Source organism: Pseudomonas sp. CGJS7 (assembly GCF_036961695.1).
Window position 1 is genome coordinate 1 of sequence record NZ_JBAMDI010000077.1, and the last position, 15,850, is coordinate 15,850.

Here is a 15,850-nt window from a genome sequence, read left to right on the forward strand (position 1 = left end):
AGGCCGGGAATAAAAAAGGGCGACCGAAGTCGCCCTTTGTTTTCTCAGGTGAATCAGCCGCGCTGACGCAGGGCCTCGATGCGGTCTTCCAGCGGTGGGTGGCTCATCAGCAACCCGGCCAGGCCGTGCTTGAGGCCGCCATTGATGCCGAAAGCCTTCATGGTGTCCGGCATGTGCACTGGCAGGCCTTGTTCCACGCGCAGGCGCTGCAGGGCGCCGATCATTGCCGCGGTACCGGCCAACTGCGCACCGGCTTCGTCGGCGCGGAATTCGCGGCGGCGCGAGAACCACATCACGATCATGCTGGCCAGGATGCCAAGGATCAGCTCGGCAACAATGGTCGCCACATAGTAGGCAATGCCTTGGCCCTCTTCATTCTTGAAGATGACCTTGTCCACAAAGTTGCCGATGATGCGCGCAAAGAACATCACGAAGGTGTTCACCACGCCCTGCACCAGCGCCAGGGTGACCATGTCGCCGTTGGCAACGTGGCCGATTTCGTGGGCCAGTACCGCGCGCACTTCATCGGGCGAGAAGCGCTCCAGCAGGCCCTGGGACACCGCGACCAGCGCGTCGTTGCGGTTCCAGCCGGTGGCGAAGGCGTTGGCCTCGTAAGCCGGGAAGATACCCACCTCAGGCATTTTGATGCCCGCTTCGCGGGACAGCTCTTCGACCGTTTGCAGCAGCCACTGCTCGTGGCGGGTGCGCGGCTGGCTGATGATCTGGGTGCCGGTGGTCATCTTCGCCATCCACTTGGAGATGAACAGCGAGACGAGGGAGCCGGCAAAGCCGAACACGGCGCAGAACACCAGCAGGCTGCTGAGGTTCAGGTCGACCCCGTTGGCGGCCATGAACCCGTTGAAACCGAACAGGCTCAGGGTAATGCTTGCAACCAGCACCACCGCGAGGTTGGTGGCTACAAACAACAGAATGCGCATCATGGTTGTTACGTTCTCCTGACGGATGAGTTGTCGCTTACTGCGGGGTATATAAGGGGCCTGCCGCGCCGATTCAATCGGGGGACTATTTCAAACTGTGTACGGCGGAGTATGGCAGAGGATGGCGTGGGGGCTGTGGGATAGAGCGTTGCAGGATGTAAGAAACATTCGGCTTGGGGCTGCGTCAAGGCCGCTGGGGGTTTGCCGCAAGTGGTGTGGCGCCTGTGAGATCGAGCGCCGCCCGCGCGGCGCTTCGCGGGTAAACCCGCTCCTACGTTTGTTTCGGGCCAATTATGCCTGTGGGATTTGCGCGCGAACGCCCTGGCGCATGCCTCGATATCGCGTCGTACAAACAAGGCGATCGCGCGCGCCTGGCACAGGATGGACTGGCCCGAAACAAACGTAGGAGCGGGTTTACCCGCGAAGCGCCGCGCGGGCGGCGCTCGATCTACGCCCCACCACCAACCCCGCGTCGAACCTCTCGTCGCCCCCGGCGCCCCCCGGCGCCCCCCCCGTCGAACCCTACTGCGAATAACCCTTCAGGAAATTGCCGATCCGGCCAATTGCCGCTTCCAGGTCATCCACCCGCGGCAAGGTCACCACGCGGAAGTGGTCCGGCCAGGGCCAGTTGAACGCCGTTCCTTGTACGATCAGCAGCTTCTCCGACAGTAGCAGGTCAAGGGCGAACTTCTCGTCGTTGAGGATCGGGCAAACCTTCGGGTCGATCCGCGGGAACGCATACAGCGCACCCATCGGCTTCACGCAGCTGACGCCAGGGATGTCGTTGAGCAGTTCGTAGGTGCGGTTGCGTTGCTCCAGCAGGCGGCCCGGCGGCAGCACCAGGTCGTTGATGCTCTGGTAGCCGCCCAGCGCGGTCTGGATGGCATGCTGGGCCGGCACGTTGGCGCACAGGCGCATGTTGGCCAGCATGTCGATGCCTTCGATGTAGCTTTGTGCGTGGTGCTTGGGCCCGGAGATGATCAGCCAGCCGGAGCGGAAACCCGCCACCCGGTACGACTTGGACAAGCCGTTGAAGGTCAGGCACAGCAGGTCCGGGGCCAGCGAGGCGGTGCTGATGTGCACGGCTTCGTCGTACAGGATCTTGTCGTAGATCTCGTCGGAGAACACCACCAGGTTGTGCTGGCGCGCCAGCTCCAGCATGCCCAGCAGCAGCTCCTTGGAGTAGACCGCGCCGGTCGGGTTGTTCGGGTTGATGATCACCAGCGCCTTGGTGTTCGGGGTGATCTTGGCCTTGATGTCCTCAAGGTCCGGGAACCAGTCGGCCTGCTCGTCGCACAGGTAGTGCACCGGCTTGCCGCCGGCCAGGCTCACGGCGGCTGTCCACAGTGGGTAGTCGGGGGCCGGGATCAGCACTTCGTCGCCGTTGTTGAGCAGCGCCTGCATCGACATGACGATCAGCTCGGACACACCATTACCCAGGTAGATGTCCTCGATGGTGACGCCTTCGATTTCTTTCTGCTGGCAGTACTGCATCACCGCCTTGCGTGCGCTGAACAGGCCTTTGGAGTCGCTGTAGCCCTGTGCGGTGGGCAGGTTGCGGATCACATCCTGAAGGATTTCATCAGGCGCCTCGAAGCCAAACGGCGCCGGGTTGCCGATGTTCAGCTTGAGGATGCGGTGACCTTCCTCCTCCAGGCGTTTGGCGTGCTTGAGCACTGGGCCGCGAATGTCGTAGCAGACATTGGCGAGCTTGTTCGATTTGCTGAACTGCATGATGGGATCCCGATTGAGAAAACGCGCTACGCCCCGCCGAAAGGTTTGAAAGGGCAGGAAGCGGGTGCCAGACTGAACGCCTGGCACACGAAGCCAACTAATATACGTGCCACCCGCGCCCCGGAAAAGACGGTGCGGGGTGAAATTCAGCCTGCCGAGGTCCCTACATGAAAAAGATCGAAAAAACCCTGGACGAATGGCGGTCGATGCTCGACCCCGAGCAGTACCAGGTCTGCCGCCTCAAGGGCACCGAACGGCCATTCAGCGGCAAGTACAACAGCGAGCGCCGCGACGGCATCTACCACTGCATCTGTTGCGGCCTGCCGCTGTTCGATGCGCAGACCAAGTTCGACGCCGGCTGCGGCTGGCCGAGCTTCTACGCGCCGATCGAGGACAGCGCGATGATCGAGATCCGCGACACGTCCCACGGCATGATCCGCACCGAGGTCACCTGCGCCCGTTGCGACGCGCACCTGGGGCATGTGTTCCCTGATGGCCCGCCACCGACCGGCCTGCGCTACTGCATCAACTCGGTGTGCATCGACCTTCGTCCGCGCGACTGACCGGAGCCCGACCATGGCTGCAACGATGCTGAACATTCCCTGCGTGACCCTGGGCGGCGAGCACAAGACGCTCGGCGACTTCCCGGGCAAGGTGCTGTTGGTGGTCAATACCGCCAGCCAGTGCGGTTTTACCCCGCAGTACAAGGGCCTGGAGCAACTGTGGCAGGCCTACCGCGACCGTGGCCTGATGGTACTGGGTTTCCCGTGCAACCAGTTCGGCAAGCAGGAACCTGGCGATGCGCGGGAAATTGCGCAGTTCTGTGAGCGTAATTTCGGCGTGAGTTTTCCGCTGTTTCGCAAGGTCGAGGTCAACGGCCCGGGCGCTCACCCTCTGTTCGTCGAACTCAAGCAGCGCGCGCCGGGTATTTTGGGTAGCCAGAAGATCAAGTGGAACTTCACCAAGTTTCTGGTCGACCCGGCCAGTGGCCAGGTCAAGCGCTATGCCCCCACCACCAAGCCACAGGCCCTGGAGGCGGACATCGAGCGTTTGCTCAGCCGCTGAAGGGCACCCAATGGTCGACCAGGGCCATTAGCTCTTCGCGGCGGAATGGCTTGGCCAGGTAGTCGTTCATGCCCGCCGCCCGGCAGCGTTCGCGTTCTTCGGGCATGGCGTTGGCGGTGAGGGCGACGATGGGCAACTCGGGCCAGCGGCCGCTTTGGCGGATACGCCGGCTGGCCTCGTAGCCGTCCATCACCGGCATGTTGCAGTCCATCAGCACCAGGTCGAATTCCTCACGCGCCAGCAGCTCAAGGGCCTCCGCGCCCTGGGTGGCCAGTTGCACCTGGCAGCCGAGCTTGGCCAGCATGCCCTTGGCCACCAGCTGGTTCACCGGGTTGTCCTCTACCAGCAGGATCCTCGCACGGCCTTGTTCCTGGGTAATGGCCGGGATGGCCAGCGGGTGTTCGGGCTCATGGCCTTGCAAGGTGCGGCGCAGGGTCTGGTACAGGGCGTTGCGTGCCAATGGTCGGGCCAACTGGTGCAGCGGGGCCAAAGCCAGGGACTGCTCGTTGGGCAGGAAGTTGCCGTAGGCAGTCACCAGCAGAATCGGGGTTTTCAATGCCGGGCGCAGTTCGAACAGGTGCTCGACGTCGTCGGTGATCAACAGGTCGATCACTGCCGCATCCAGCGTGGTGCAACTGTCATGGCGCTGGTAGGTCAGGCCCCAGGCGGGCAACAAGTGCTGCAACAGTTCATTGAGCCCGCTGCCGGCTGCGCTCAGTGCGGCCACGCGGCCATGCAAGGGCACTGGCGGGATGGCTTCGGTGTGCACGGTCAGTGGCAACTCGGCGGTAAAACAGCTGCCAAAGCCCGGCTCGGAGCGAATGTGCAGGTGGCCCTGCATGGCCTTGCACAGGTTGCGCGTCAGCGCCAGGCCCAGGCCGGTGCCACCGTACTGGCGGGTGATGCCGGCGCCGGCCTGGGTGAAAGGCTGGAAGATGCGCGCCTGGGCGTCTTCGGGGATGCCGATGCCGGTATCCCGTACCTCCAGACGCACACCACCGACAATGGCCGCCAGGCGCACGTCGACGCGGCCGAAGCGGGTGAATTTCAGCGCGTTGGACAGCAGGTTGCTGACGATCTGCCGCACACGCGTGGGGTCGCCAAGCACGCTGCTGGGGAAGTCGCTGTCGATCAGGCAGGTCAGCTCCACGCTTTGCGCGGTGTTCTGCGACAGCAGGTTGGCGGTGTCTTCCACCATCGAGCCCATGTCGAACGCAATGCGTTCCAGCTCCAGCTGGCCGGCATCGAACTTGGACAAGTCGAGAATATCGTTCAGCAGCTCTACCAGCACCTTGCCCGAGTCATGGGCGATAGCCAGTTGCTGGCGTTGCTCGCTGGGCAGCGGGTTGTCCAGCGCCAGGGCGATCATGCCGAGCATGCCGTTGAGCGGGGTGCGGATTTCGTGGCTCATGTTGGCCAGGAAGGCGGCGCGTGCCTGGGCCATGTCCAGCGCTCGGCTGCGGGCTTGTTCCAGCTCCTGGTTGGACAGGCTCAGGCTGCTGTTGCTGGCCTTGAGCTCGTTGGTGCGCGCCGACACGATGTCTTCCAGCTCGTTCAGGTACTGGGTCAGGCGGTTTTCCGCGGTGCGCCGCTGTTCGATCTCGGTGGCCATGCTGACGAACTGCTGGTTGGCGACCTTCACCAGCACGCCGATTTCGTCATGCTCGTGTCCGTGTGGGCATTCCAGGCGAGTTTGCCGGGGTTTGCGCGGATCGCTGCCGCTGAGTGCGCCAATCACCGTCACCAGCGGCTTGGTCAGCATCATGTAGAACAGCGCCAGCAGGAGGCCGGTGAGCACCAGGCTGCGGGCAAAGCCATTGAGCAGGGTGATGCCGGCACGGTCGAGAAAGCGGCTGCCGAAGGCGAAGGTGTCGATGTCCAGGTACAGGGTGCCCAGGTATTCCTCTGGCATGTGGGTCAGGTACAGGCGCTCCTTGAACTGGCGTTGCTCGCCGAACAGGAAGTCGCTGAGTGGCCGGGAGCGGTCCTGCAGTTTTGGCCGCTCGACATCGGCCAGCACCGTTTCGTTGTTGTCGATCAGCCGCGCGCGGATGACGGCCGGCGACTGCAGCAGGCCGCGGGTCAGCTCCAGCGCCAGTTCCGAGTCGATGTTGTAGGCGATGCGCGAGGCCGGGTTGTGGCTGATTTGCAGCAACGCGTTCACTTCACGGTTGATGGACGCGTCTTCGCTGGCATAATCGATGCCGATCTGGATGAGACTGAGCAATGTTCCCAGGATGAAGCCGACCAGGACTGTCAACCGGGCTTGCTTGTATGACAGGCGATTGGTGAACTTGATATCCATGAGTCCCGAGCCGGTTTCCCGTTCCTTGCGCTGCGCAAGCATAGCCGAATAGCCCCGGCTGCTGGTGGGTCTGTCTGTTCATTTCAGTTGATCGCCAAGCGGGGGTCGCTTGGCGCCCCTTCGCGGGCTTGCCCGCTCCCACAGGTACAGCTTAGCCCCAGGCTGCAAGCCCTGTGGGAGCGGGCAAGCCCGCGAAGGGGCGCGCAGCGGCCCCCAAAAAACTGAAATTGTTAGGAGTCGTCATGGACGCTCGCTTGATCGCTTTTCTGGACCGCGCCGAATCGGTACTGGCGCGCCTTGAACCCCTGTTGCCGGCACAACGCCCGCACATCGACTGGGGCACCACACTGGCCGCGCGCTGGCAGCGTGATGGCCGCAGCGGCTACCTGCTGCCGCTGGACGTCAGCCTGGACATCCGCCTGACCGACCTGATCGGCGTCGACAAACAGCGCGACCAGCTGGGCCGCAACACCCACCAGTTCATCAACGGCCTGCCAGCCAACCACGCGTTGCTGTGGGGCTCGCGTGGTACCGGCAAGTCGTCGCTGGTACGTGCCCTGCTGGCCGAGCACGCCAGCGCCGGCCTGCGCCTGATCGAAATCGAACGTGACCACCTGGCCGACCTGCCACGGGTGGTCGAGCAGCTGCAGAAGCTGCCGCAACGCTTCATCCTGTTCTGCGACGATCTGTCGTTCGAAGCCGGGGAGGGCGACTACCGGGTGCTCAAGAGCGTGCTCGACGGCTCGCTGGAGCAGGCCCCGGACAATGTGCTGCTGTACGCCACCTCCAACCGCCGCCACCTGGTGCCCGAGAAGGAAAGCGACAACGAGAACTGGAAGCGTGTCGACGGCGAGCTGCACCCCAGCGAAGCCGTGGAGGACAAGATTGCCCTGTCTGACCGTTTTGGCCTGTGGCTGTCGTTCTACCCGTTCACCCAGGACCATTTCCTGAACGTTGTCGAGCACTGGATTGGCCAGTTGGCACAACCTGCGGGCCTTGTGTGGCAGCGCACCGAAGAACTCGACATCCTCGCCGTGCGCTGGGCCACCGGCCGCGGTAACCGTAATGGCCGTTGTGCCTATCAGTTCGCCCGCTACTGGGTCGGGCTGCAATTGCTGGAGCAAAAGTAAATGATCGACCTCAATGCCAGTGGCGCCGGCCTCGACGGCTATAACCTGCTGGCGGCGCAAGTGCAGGCGCTGTTCGCCGACGAGCGTGACTTCATCGCCAACGCCGCGCAGTTTTCCGCGTTTCTGTATAACCAGGTGGACGACCTGAACTGGGCGGGGTTCTACCTCAACCGCAACGAAGAGCTGGTACTGGGCCCGTTCCAGGGCCAGGTGGCGTGTGTGCGTATTCCGTTCAGTAAAGGTGTGTGCGGGGCTGCGGCGGCAACGCGGCAGACCCAGCGGGTCGAGGATGTTCATGCATTCCCGGGCCACATTGCCTGTGACAGCGCTTCCAACAGCGAGCTGGTGATCCCGTTGGTGAAGGACGGCAGGTTGATTGGCGTGCTGGACCTGGACAGCCCGACGGTCGGGCGGTTCAGCGAGGCGGACCAAGTGGGGCTGGAGCGGTTGGCAGGGATCTTTCTGGCGTTGACTGACTGCTGATCGATGTTGCCTGTGCCGGCCTCTTCGCTTGTAGGAGCGGGTTTACCCGCGAATACGGTGGCGGCGGCAACGATGAATGACCAGGGATATAGGCCAGCAGCCCCGGCCCTTTCGCGGGTACAGGTTAACCAATCAGTCGTAGATCACCTTCTTCTTCCAGGTTTCTTCCTCATCGGTCTTGAGCCCATCGGTCAATTCGTTGTGCTCGTCCTCCGCCGGTGCCATGCGGTCCAGCACCTGGGCATTGGCCCGGGTCAGCAGTTTCTCAAGATACGTCAGCTGCTCTTCATACACCTTCGGCTCCGGCTGCTTGCGCAAATACTGCACGCCGCGCTCGAAGGCCAGGCGCGCCTGGCCGGGCTGGCCTTTTTGCAGGGCCTGTTGGCCGAGGTTGTTGAAGAACTCTATATGCAGCAGCACCAGGATATGGCGGATTTCCTTGACCCAATGCTTGGCCTCGACGGCGGGCAAGAAGCCCTCATGGGCAGCGCGGGTCACCTGGTTGTGCAGCGCCTCCAGCAAGAAGCGTACGTCCTTGGCCTTGATCTCGGTGTGGATCGGGTTAGGTGGGTTGTTGACCGGGATCTTGTCACCCAGGGCAATCAGCCCTTCCAGTTCGGCGATGCGCGCCTTGAATTCGGCATTGCGCTTGTCCACCGCCAGCAGGCGCTGGTTGAGGTTCAGCTCCAGGCGGGTCAGCAGCAACTTGAGGGCCGGGGTCATGAACTGGCCGGGGAACGTCTCGGTGATCTCGCCACAGCGACGCAGGCGGTCGGCGAGCTCGATCTTCATCCGGGCGCGCTCAAGCTTGCCATTCTCGACCACATTGTTGAGGTAGCCGATCACGATCAGCAACGCGATGCCCGCCACGATGAGCAGGGTGATCAGAAGTGGTGTCACCGTTAATGCCTCATGAATAGGTTTGCATGATTGAGTGTAGGAGCGAGCGTGCTCGCGAGAGGCCCTGACAGCCATTCTCTTTTTCTATCGGCAAACTGTGCCATGACTGGATGCTGGCACATTAATGCTGACTTGACGCCAGAAAATCAACGCCAAACCCCAGCAGGCTTGCCAAAACAGCGCTGGGTGTACCCGGAAGTCATTGATTTAAATAAATTTCTACAAAGGGGTTGACGCCTTCCCGAACCATCCATAGAATGCGCGCCACTTGCAGCGTAAAGCACACAGCGAAACGCGGCAGGGAGTGAAAGCAGGCAGTAATGCCAGCAGCGTGTCCCCTTCGTCTAGTGGCCTAGGACACCGCCCTTTCACGGCGGTAACAGGGGTTCGAGTCCCCTAGGGGACGCCAATGCGGGAATAGCTCAGTTGGTAGAGCACGACCTTGCCAAGGTCGGGGTCGCGAGTTCGAGTCTCGTTTCCCGCTCCAGTTTCTCCGGCACTGCTTAACGGCGGGGCAGGAAAAGAAAATCCAGGCTGAATCGTGAGGTTCATGTTCTGGTGCACTGAAAAGTGTTGTGTGTCCCCTTCGTCTAGTGGCCTAGGACACCGCCCTTTCACGGCGGTAACAGGGGTTCGAGTCCCCTAGGGGACGCCAAATGCGGGAATAGCTCAGTTGGTAGAGCACGACCTTGCCAAGGTCGGGGTCGCGAGTTCGAGTCTCGTTTCCCGCTCCAGTTTAAATACTGTGGCGTCTATGCGGTGCAGTGGTGGTGAAGGCTGTAAAGGCGCTTCACGCCGAACGTGGTAATGCTTCAAATTGCGGGAATAGCTCAGTTGGTAGAGCACGACCTTGCCAAGGTCGGGGTCGCGAGTTCGAGTCTCGTTTCCCGCTCCAAATCAAGATCTACAGAGTCGCATGAGATTCTGTAAGTCCTCGAAAAAAGACGCTTCGGCGTCTTTTTTCGTTTCAGCGCAGTTTGCCTGAATCCATCATCAGCCTTGAAATTCAAAGTGCCACTGCTAGGCGCCCTTCGCACAGACGAACAGTGCAAAGCCTGCGGGGGCTATGAGGGCGTGGTTCTTTGTCGAAGCCGGTTTCCTTGAGCAGCCAAGGGAGTGGTTTTGTCAATCCACCAGTTTCACGGGTACGTGAGGGAACGGGATCCAGGTGAGTTTGTTGTCCACGCTGAAATAGCACAGGATGTCGATCTGAAGAGAGACCGTGAACACGCCCAGCGCTGCCGGGGTTACCGAACCTACCGTCATGATCCCTGTTGCCGACGTTACCGGGGTCGCGTCTGTGACCACGACAGGACCGTTGCCTCCATCGTTACGCTTGCCGGTGATGTGCAGCCTGACGAACTGACTGGTATCCCTGAGTGGCCAGATGTTGAGGGTAAAGGTGGCTTGGGCTCCCATCCCAGTCAGGCTCAGTTCACCGCCCTGGATCGCCTCACACTGAGGTGCGGGCAGATTGTTGGGGGCTCGTACCGTCAGCGTGTGAAGCCCGGATGTATGAGTTGTGCCGCGACGGGTTACCGTGTAATACAGCGCAAGGCTACTGCCCATGCGTGCCGCAACGTTGGTTCTGGGGATGGGGCAGGCAATGTCGCCGGTAGCCACCTCGACGGGTGCGTCATAGGCGCCGTGTTCCCCCGGGTTTGCCCAGTAAACCCTCACGCTGTCAGCGGGCTCGAAGGGGTTACCCGCTTTTATGATGACGGTTGCGCCATTCGAGGCCCGAACCGGGTCCAGCGTGCTGCTGCTTCCCGTACTGCCCGTTTCCTTCAGGTAGGGTGTGGAGAAGTTCACGGGTAACGGAGTGGGTTTGGCGTCCAGCAGCACAATTTGCGACTGCAGCTCTGGCGTGCCCACATAATCCTGAACCGTGTACCGCGCATAGCGCAGGCCGTCAGCCATATCACGGATGTGCTTGCCTGGAATGATCACCTTCAGCGGTTTGTTGATGTCTTCCTGTGTTACGGGCCTGCTCCCCGCCTGGTGCATGCCGGAGGGGGAGGTGGACCAATACCAGGTCAGCACATCACCTACACGGATACCTGAATAAAGCGGCACAGTGGCCTCCAGTTCTTCATTGTGCTCCACCAGATAGGCGTCGGTGACACCGTTTTGGACCACCTCAGGGTCGAACACCAGCATGTTGTCCGCCGGTAGTTGAGGGGGCGTTCGGTCGATGGTGATGTGAAAGGGTAGTGAAGACGAATGGTTGCCGTTGTAGAGCTCCACATCATGAAACAAGGTATGTCTCCCCTCGCTGAGCAGCAGGTGTTGCGGTACATGGAGGAACAGGTCGTCCTCGGGTACCGGCGCTGTCCATGACTTTTGAGCGACTGCTGTATCGTCCCAGTACAGCGTCAGCGTTTCCTCATCCATTGCGGGATTGGAGTTCTTCCACATCTTGAACCTGACCTCAAGCGGCTGATGGGTTGCGCTGAAGCGCAGCAAGTGGGTTTCGCCACCCTCAAGGTCTGGTAGCAGCGCCGCGATCTCGGGTGGATCGAGTGGGTCTGCCTGAGTGGTCCGCCCCTTGAGCGAGGACCAGAGTGAACGGATCAGGGTAATCAATGGCATGGCTTGGTCTCCTGTCAAGGACAAGCATTGAGTGCTGATTTGTGCCCTGCGTGCGCCGGACGGCGCCGCAGGGTGCTGCAATCACCAGTTGTAACGGACGCCCACGCTCACCCCCCAAGGCTGTTCGAGCTGCTCGCCGTTGGCATAGTCGAACTCCGCATGTACCTGCCATTGCTGGTCCCAGGCTGCCACCACACCGGCGCCCAGTTCGGCGCGCGAGCCCGCCAGGTCATTGTCGAGGCTGTTGCCGTTCACCTTCACGCGGTTGTTGTTGACGAACTCGTGAGCCCCGGCAACCCGTACATAAGGCTGAATCATGCGGCCCTGGCCGTAGTCGAAGGTGCGCCCGGCAGTTGTACCCAGCTTGCCCTGCAGCGAGCGGGTGTCGTCACCGCTGGCCTGCAAGCCATTGGCCAGGTGATACGACTGACCTTCGATGGTCATGGCTGCCAGTTGGGCATAAGGCTCGATGAAGTAACCATCCTCCAGCTTGATATGCCGACCGGCCTCCAGTGACACCCCGATGCCGTGATTGCTGTAGTCGCCTTTGGTCTTGCTGCCATCACTCAACTGCACATCGGCACGGTTCTGGTAGCGGTTGACTTTTACAACGCCATCGAAGTAGTAGCCGTTTTGCGAGTCGAGCCAAGTGGTGTAGGCCCCCATGTGGTAGCTGTCGACCTTGCCCGAGCTGCCGCCCTGCAAGTTGAGGTCTGAGTTGCTGTAGCCCGCTGTGACCCCGACCAGCCAGTTGCCATCGCCGATTGGCAGGCGACCGTCGGCACCGAACGACAGCCCTTGTTGCTGCTGCTTGTAGCCGAAGCCGGAGGTAGAAGCGTTGAACTGGTTGCCATAGCTGCGCATCCAGCCACCCGCTGCGCCGTCGTTACGGCGTACCTCACCCATGCGGCTGCGCAAGGTGGTAAGTTCGCCATACCAGACGGTAGGGGCGGTATTGGCCAGTGCCAGGATGGTCTTGGTGCCATTACTGAGCGAGCGCATCGAGGCGTCCAGGTACCAGTCATTGCCGCGCTGGGTCAGGCCATAGGCGAAGGTGCCCAGGTCAACCGGGCCGCCCGCCAGCGAGAAGCTCGCATCGCCTGCGGCGGTATGCACCAGATGCAGTTCGGTGTCGGCCAGCGGGTCTTTGCCTGTGCTGGTCACGCGGATCTCATGGTTGCCGGTGGCGGTACCCGTCACCTCGAGCAGGTCGCTTTTGCCGTCGGCAAAGTCGGCGTTCATGATGAAGGTGCCGCTACCTTCTAGGTTGGCCACCTGCAAGGTATAGAACTCGCCATTATCACCAAACGCCACTGCACCGCCGTCCAGGGCCAGGTCCTTGAGCTGTGCGTCGCCAGTCATGGTCCATTGGCCACCGCTGTTCAAGGCCAGCAGGTCAAGGTTGTCCAGGCGGCCTTTGAGGGTTGCCTGGTTGGCCAAGGTCAGCTTGCCGCTGCCGCCTTCGGCGACGACGATATCGCCCTCCAGGGCGCTGGCGCTGACCAGGATTTCGGCGGTGCCGACGGCGCCGACTTCCACCAGTGTGCCATTACCGGCCTTGAGGGTGGAGCCGTTCAATATCTTGATACTGGCGCTCGCCGGTGCGTTCCCCGCCGTGGCGACGGCAATGGCAGAACCGTTCAGGCCCTCTACGTGGCTGGCATCCAGTACCACTGTGCTGGTTCCGGCGGGCTGGCCGCTGTCGCCACGCACCCGGAGGCCATCCTGGTCGCCGACGATGCGGCTGCCTGCAGTGGCCTGCAGGTTGCCATCGAACAGGTTGATCCCGGCACTGTTGGTGTTGGTGCCAGTGACTTGGCTGCCTGACAGCGTCAGCAAGCTATTGTTGATGACCGCACCCACTGCGCCGCCGCTGATGGTGCTGTCAACCGCGTCAACCCGTGCGTCGCTGCCTATGGACAGGCCCTGGAAGGCAGACGTCACGCGGCTGTTGCTGATAGTGGCCCCGGCCGCGCTGATGCGCAGGCCTGCGGCGTTGCCAGTGGCGTTTACCTGGCTACCATTGAGCACCAGCCTTGAGCCCTCCTGCACCCTGATGTCACGGGTAATGGCGCCGTTGGCCGTGAGGGTGGCGCCGTTCATTACCGTGTAGTTGTCAAGTGCTGCGCTGCCATCGATCGTTGTGTCATTCTTGATCAGTGTCTGTGCCCAGCTGTCCGGGCTGAGCAGGAGCGCAGGGGCGAATGTGGCTGCGCGCAGAACCTGGCGTAGGGGCAAGGGGGAGAATGCTGACATGCGAATACCTGTGTCTTGTCCAAGTCGGAACCGGCCAGCGCCTGTTGCAGGCTGGCCATTGGTGCCGAAGTCTATGGATTTAGCGGACATTTCCTGTAGGAAAAGCCTGATTAAGCTCGCGGCTTTTCCTATCTATGAGCGCGGGCTACCTTGCCAGCCCGTCCATGGGCGCCCCGTTCATGGAATCGCACAGGTGCCTGATCCTGTGCCCAGGCTGACCACAGCTTCGGCTGTTTTCGATGTGACGGTTTCTCCCCCATGCTGGAAGCTGTACTGGACGCGGCCGCGACCATCCGCGCCATGACCAGTGGGGTCATAGATACTGAGGATGTGGGGATTGTAGGGTTTGACTTCCCAATAAAAGCCTGCGGCCGCTTCTGCTTCGCTGATTGTGCGGGGCTCGGTCAATCTGGCTGCCGGGATCTCATTATCCCCGGTGTAGCCACCCCATCCAGTCCATGTCAGGGTTACCTCACCGCCATTGGGCAGGTACTGGTTCAGCGGTGGCACGAACACCTTGAACGCAGGGTCGCCAGTTGGGTTCAGGGGGTCTTCCCAAAGGGATTCACAGTTGAGGAATCTATTATTGTACAGACGTTGAAACTCGGGAGCGTCCGGCTCAATGACAACGGCGTTGGCATTGACCACTGCAGTAGGCGAGTTTTGCTCGTTACCTGCCCCAGTCGCTTTGCGGATGGTGTAGTGCACCGGTAGCGTGGGGTTATTGCTGGCATTAAGTATGTAGGTCCAGGGAAGCGGTCGCTCGATATCTGCAGGGTCGCTTAAATCGACAGAGTACGTGGCCTCGGTGACCAGCGTGCCGGCCCAATAGAAATCCATGATGTCAGTATCTTTGGCATCGTCATGACGTTTGACCTTGAACGTGGCCTCCTCGCCGGAATCACTCCGATCCAGCACGTTTTCCTGTTGAGAGTTCTTGCCCCAGACCGCAGGGGCGTCGAGTTTGCTGTTGATGGGGTCTGGCCAAGTGGGGTCGGGGTCGGGGCGGTCGGGGCCTGCGACAGAGAAATCAACCTTCAGCGTGGTGCTTTCCGGGCCATAGGGAACGCCATGGCGCAGTACACGATAACTGACATCGGTCTCTAGTTCGGTATCTGCGGCGCCATAGGCTTCACGCAGGCGATCGTGGGGGACACTGATGGAAAGCGGCAGCTCACGCGAGCCGATCTCTTCGGTGAAAGGTTTGGAGGTGCCCCAGGTGACCTCGACAATGTCGCTTCTTCGGTAGTTGGTATAGTCGACTTCAACCGTGACGCCTGCCTGCGCATCGGCCAGGTCGATCAAGCCATCACCTTGGGCGAGGGGTACTACTGGCGCTTGCAGCGCGGTGGGTAATGACCCAAGGTTTACATAAACCTCCGCGATCTTGGAGATGCGGCTGCGGTTGGTGGCTTTATCCAACAGGATATAAACAATGTAGAAGTGACCGTCACTCAGCCTTTCTATGTCGGCCTTGGTTATTAGTAGTTCCCGGTTCGCGGGTAGTGGGCCATAACCAATGGCGGGTGGTATTTGCCCCTCAACCGGAACGGTGTCAGAGTAATAAAGTGCGTAAGTATCCTTTACGTCCTGGTCAGTATAAGGCGGTAATGTTACTGTCAGGCCGGTTGGGTTGGTGCCGAAAAAAGCGTCTGTCACCACGTTTCCATTGAGTGCCGCTGCTTCAGGTTCAACAGCATCCCACGGCGGTGTTTTATCGAATATCAGATCGATTGCGGGAGAGTATTCTGGCGTAGGCGTATTGTACCTGTCGATTCTATAGCGCAGTTGGCGCTTGCCGTCATGGGGGTAATCAGCTTTGGGTATCTGCAGCGTCGTAGGGAATACACTGTCCTTATCGTATTGGGCGCTGGCGCCAACTTCCAGAAAGTCACCGACACCCTGCCCGTCAACGATAGCCATTTCCAGTTGCAATGTGTCCTTGTCACCCAGGATTGGGTCGGGCAGGTTTAGCCATTCCTGTATGACCACATCAAGGTCCGCATCGAGGACGTCCTTGTTCAAGGTCCCGTCCGCTGGGTCGACTATCCCTTGAACTTCAGGGGGCGCCAGGGCATCGACCTGCTGCGCCGCCAACCTGGCAACACGCTGCTTTTGATAGTCAAGACGTGCCTTTGCTGCAAGTAGACGTGCCGAGTCATTACTCATGCGAAGTGCTCCCATACACATCACGATAAGGAGGGGCCGGGTTGGCCTGCTACCGGTTGTTGGTGAGAGAAGGCTAGCGTGGAGTGGAAGTTGTGGATACTGGTAAAAATGCTAGGTGGGGCGATGAGAAGAATAAGAAAATAAAAAGCCAGCCCAGTTTAGGCTGCAGCCCAGGATTAGGGTTGCAGGTACTTGCTGGGCCGGCGTTTTAGGTGGTATCTATTTGTGATTTAAGATGGAGTTGTTTTAGTTTTAAACAAACACTAGTGGATCGTATC

General features: G+C 60.7%; 11 protein-coding genes and 5 tRNA genes. 9 read left to right on the forward strand and 7 right to left on the reverse strand.

The features are described 5' to 3' along the window. Positions 1-53 precede the first annotated feature (53 nt). Together htpX and V7787_RS33625 are read right to left on the reverse strand one after the other, a co-directional pair. Entirely contained in the window at positions 54-941 is an 888-nt protein-coding gene (gene htpX, locus V7787_RS33620) for a protease HtpX (RefSeq protein WP_010952899.1), read from the reverse strand. Positions 942-1,460: 519 nt separating this feature from the next. After that, positions 1,461-2,672 carry a pyridoxal phosphate-dependent aminotransferase gene (locus V7787_RS33625; RefSeq protein WP_012271123.1) on the reverse strand — a complete coding sequence of 404 codons (1,212 nt, stop codon included), beginning with the start codon at positions 2,670-2,672 and terminating at the stop codon, positions 1,461-1,463. A gap of 167 nt (positions 2,673-2,839) precedes the next feature. On the opposite strand from V7787_RS33625, the gene msrB reads away from it, so the two are divergent. Beyond that, entirely contained in the window at positions 2,840-3,235 is a 396-nt protein-coding gene (msrB, locus tag V7787_RS33630; RefSeq protein ID WP_010952901.1) for a peptide-methionine (R)-S-oxide reductase MsrB, read from the forward strand. 13 nt (positions 3,236-3,248) lie between these two features. Beyond that, positions 3,249-3,737, forward strand: coding sequence for a glutathione peroxidase (locus V7787_RS33635; RefSeq protein WP_064491528.1), 489 nt, complete (start codon positions 3,249-3,251; stop codon positions 3,735-3,737). Here V7787_RS33635 and V7787_RS33640 read toward each other — a convergent pair. Further along, the gene (locus V7787_RS33640) at positions 3,727-6,084 is read right to left on the reverse strand and encodes a hybrid sensor histidine kinase/response regulator (RefSeq protein ID WP_064491527.1); all 2,358 of its coding nucleotides are present in this window, start codon (positions 6,082-6,084) and stop codon (positions 3,727-3,729) included. The genes V7787_RS33635 and V7787_RS33640 overlap by 11 nt on opposite strands. 200 nt (positions 6,085-6,284) lie before the next feature. Here V7787_RS33640 and V7787_RS33645 point away from each other — a divergent pair, with 200 nt between their 5' ends. Together V7787_RS33645 and V7787_RS33650 are read left to right on the forward strand one after the other, a co-directional pair. Beyond that, positions 6,285-7,172, forward strand: coding sequence for an ATP-binding protein (locus tag V7787_RS33645; RefSeq protein ID WP_020191217.1), 888 nt, complete (start codon positions 6,285-6,287; stop codon positions 7,170-7,172). Beyond that, positions 7,173-7,655, forward strand: coding sequence for a GAF domain-containing protein (locus V7787_RS33650; RefSeq protein ID WP_064491526.1), 483 nt, complete (start codon positions 7,173-7,175; stop codon positions 7,653-7,655). Positions 7,656-7,787: 132 nt separating this feature from the next. On the opposite strand, the gene V7787_RS33655 is transcribed toward V7787_RS33650, so the two are convergent. Continuing rightward, a complete protein-coding gene (locus tag V7787_RS33655; RefSeq protein WP_064491457.1) occupies positions 7,788-8,555 on the reverse strand; it encodes a hypothetical protein in 768 nt (255 codons plus the stop codon). A gap of 333 nt (positions 8,556-8,888) precedes the next feature. Here V7787_RS33655 and V7787_RS33660 point away from each other — a divergent pair. From V7787_RS33660 to V7787_RS33680, 5 genes are all read left to right on the forward strand, one after another. Next, positions 8,889-8,964 (forward strand) — tRNA-Glu (locus V7787_RS33660). 2 nt (positions 8,965-8,966) lie between these two features. Then, a tRNA-Gly gene (locus V7787_RS33665) sits at positions 8,967-9,042 on the forward strand. Between the two features lie 92 nt (positions 9,043-9,134). After that, a tRNA-Glu gene (locus V7787_RS33670) sits at positions 9,135-9,210 on the forward strand. Between the two features lie 3 nt (positions 9,211-9,213). Then, positions 9,214-9,289, forward strand: a tRNA-Gly gene (locus V7787_RS33675). An 85-nt stretch (positions 9,290-9,374) separates the two neighbouring features. Next, positions 9,375-9,450, forward strand: a tRNA-Gly gene (locus V7787_RS33680). A 230-nt stretch (positions 9,451-9,680) separates the two neighbouring features. Here V7787_RS33680 and V7787_RS33685 read toward each other — a convergent pair. From V7787_RS33685 to V7787_RS33695, 3 genes are all read right to left on the reverse strand, one after another. Then, complete coding sequence (locus V7787_RS33685; protein WP_104887211.1) at positions 9,681-11,147, reverse strand: hypothetical protein; 1,467 nt, start codon at positions 11,145-11,147, stop codon at positions 9,681-9,683. A gap of 81 nt (positions 11,148-11,228) precedes the next feature. Next, positions 11,229-13,403, reverse strand: a complete 2,175-nt coding sequence (locus V7787_RS33690) for an autotransporter outer membrane beta-barrel domain-containing protein (protein WP_336091711.1) — start codon at positions 13,401-13,403, stop codon at positions 11,229-11,231. A gap of 177 nt (positions 13,404-13,580) precedes the next feature. Next, positions 13,581-15,572, reverse strand: coding sequence for a hypothetical protein (locus V7787_RS33695; protein ID WP_336091712.1), 1,992 nt, complete (start codon positions 15,570-15,572; stop codon positions 13,581-13,583). Positions 15,573-15,850: the final 278 nt, after the last annotated feature.

Bases quoted from the DNA above. Each gene is read 5' to 3' on its own strand.
- htpX (WP_010952899.1), bottom strand. From the start codon at position 941: ATGATGCGCATTCTGTTGTTTGTAGCCACCAACCTCGCGGTGGTGCTG.
- V7787_RS33625 (WP_012271123.1), bottom strand. From the start codon at position 2,672: ATGCAGTTCAGCAAATCGAACAAGCTCGCCAATGTCTGCTACGACATT.
- msrB (WP_010952901.1), top strand. From the start codon at position 2,840: ATGAAAAAGATCGAAAAAACCCTGGACGAATGGCGGTCGATGCTCGAC.
- V7787_RS33635 (WP_064491528.1), top strand. From the start codon at position 3,249: ATGGCTGCAACGATGCTGAACATTCCCTGCGTGACCCTGGGCGGCGAG.
- V7787_RS33640 (WP_064491527.1), bottom strand. From the start codon at position 6,084: ATGCTTGCGCAGCGCAAGGAACGGGAAACCGGCTCGGGACTCATGGAT.
- V7787_RS33645 (WP_020191217.1), top strand. From the start codon at position 6,285: ATGGACGCTCGCTTGATCGCTTTTCTGGACCGCGCCGAATCGGTACTG.
- V7787_RS33650 (WP_064491526.1), top strand. From the start codon at position 7,173: ATGATCGACCTCAATGCCAGTGGCGCCGGCCTCGACGGCTATAACCTG.
- V7787_RS33685 (WP_104887211.1), bottom strand. From the start codon at position 11,147: ATGCCATTGATTACCCTGATCCGTTCACTCTGGTCCTCGCTCAAGGGG.
- V7787_RS33690 (WP_336091711.1), bottom strand. From the start codon at position 13,403: ATGTCAGCATTCTCCCCCTTGCCCCTACGCCAGGTTCTGCGCGCAGCC.
- V7787_RS33695 (WP_336091712.1), bottom strand. From the start codon at position 15,572: ATGAGTAATGACTCGGCACGTCTACTTGCAGCAAAGGCACGTCTTGAC.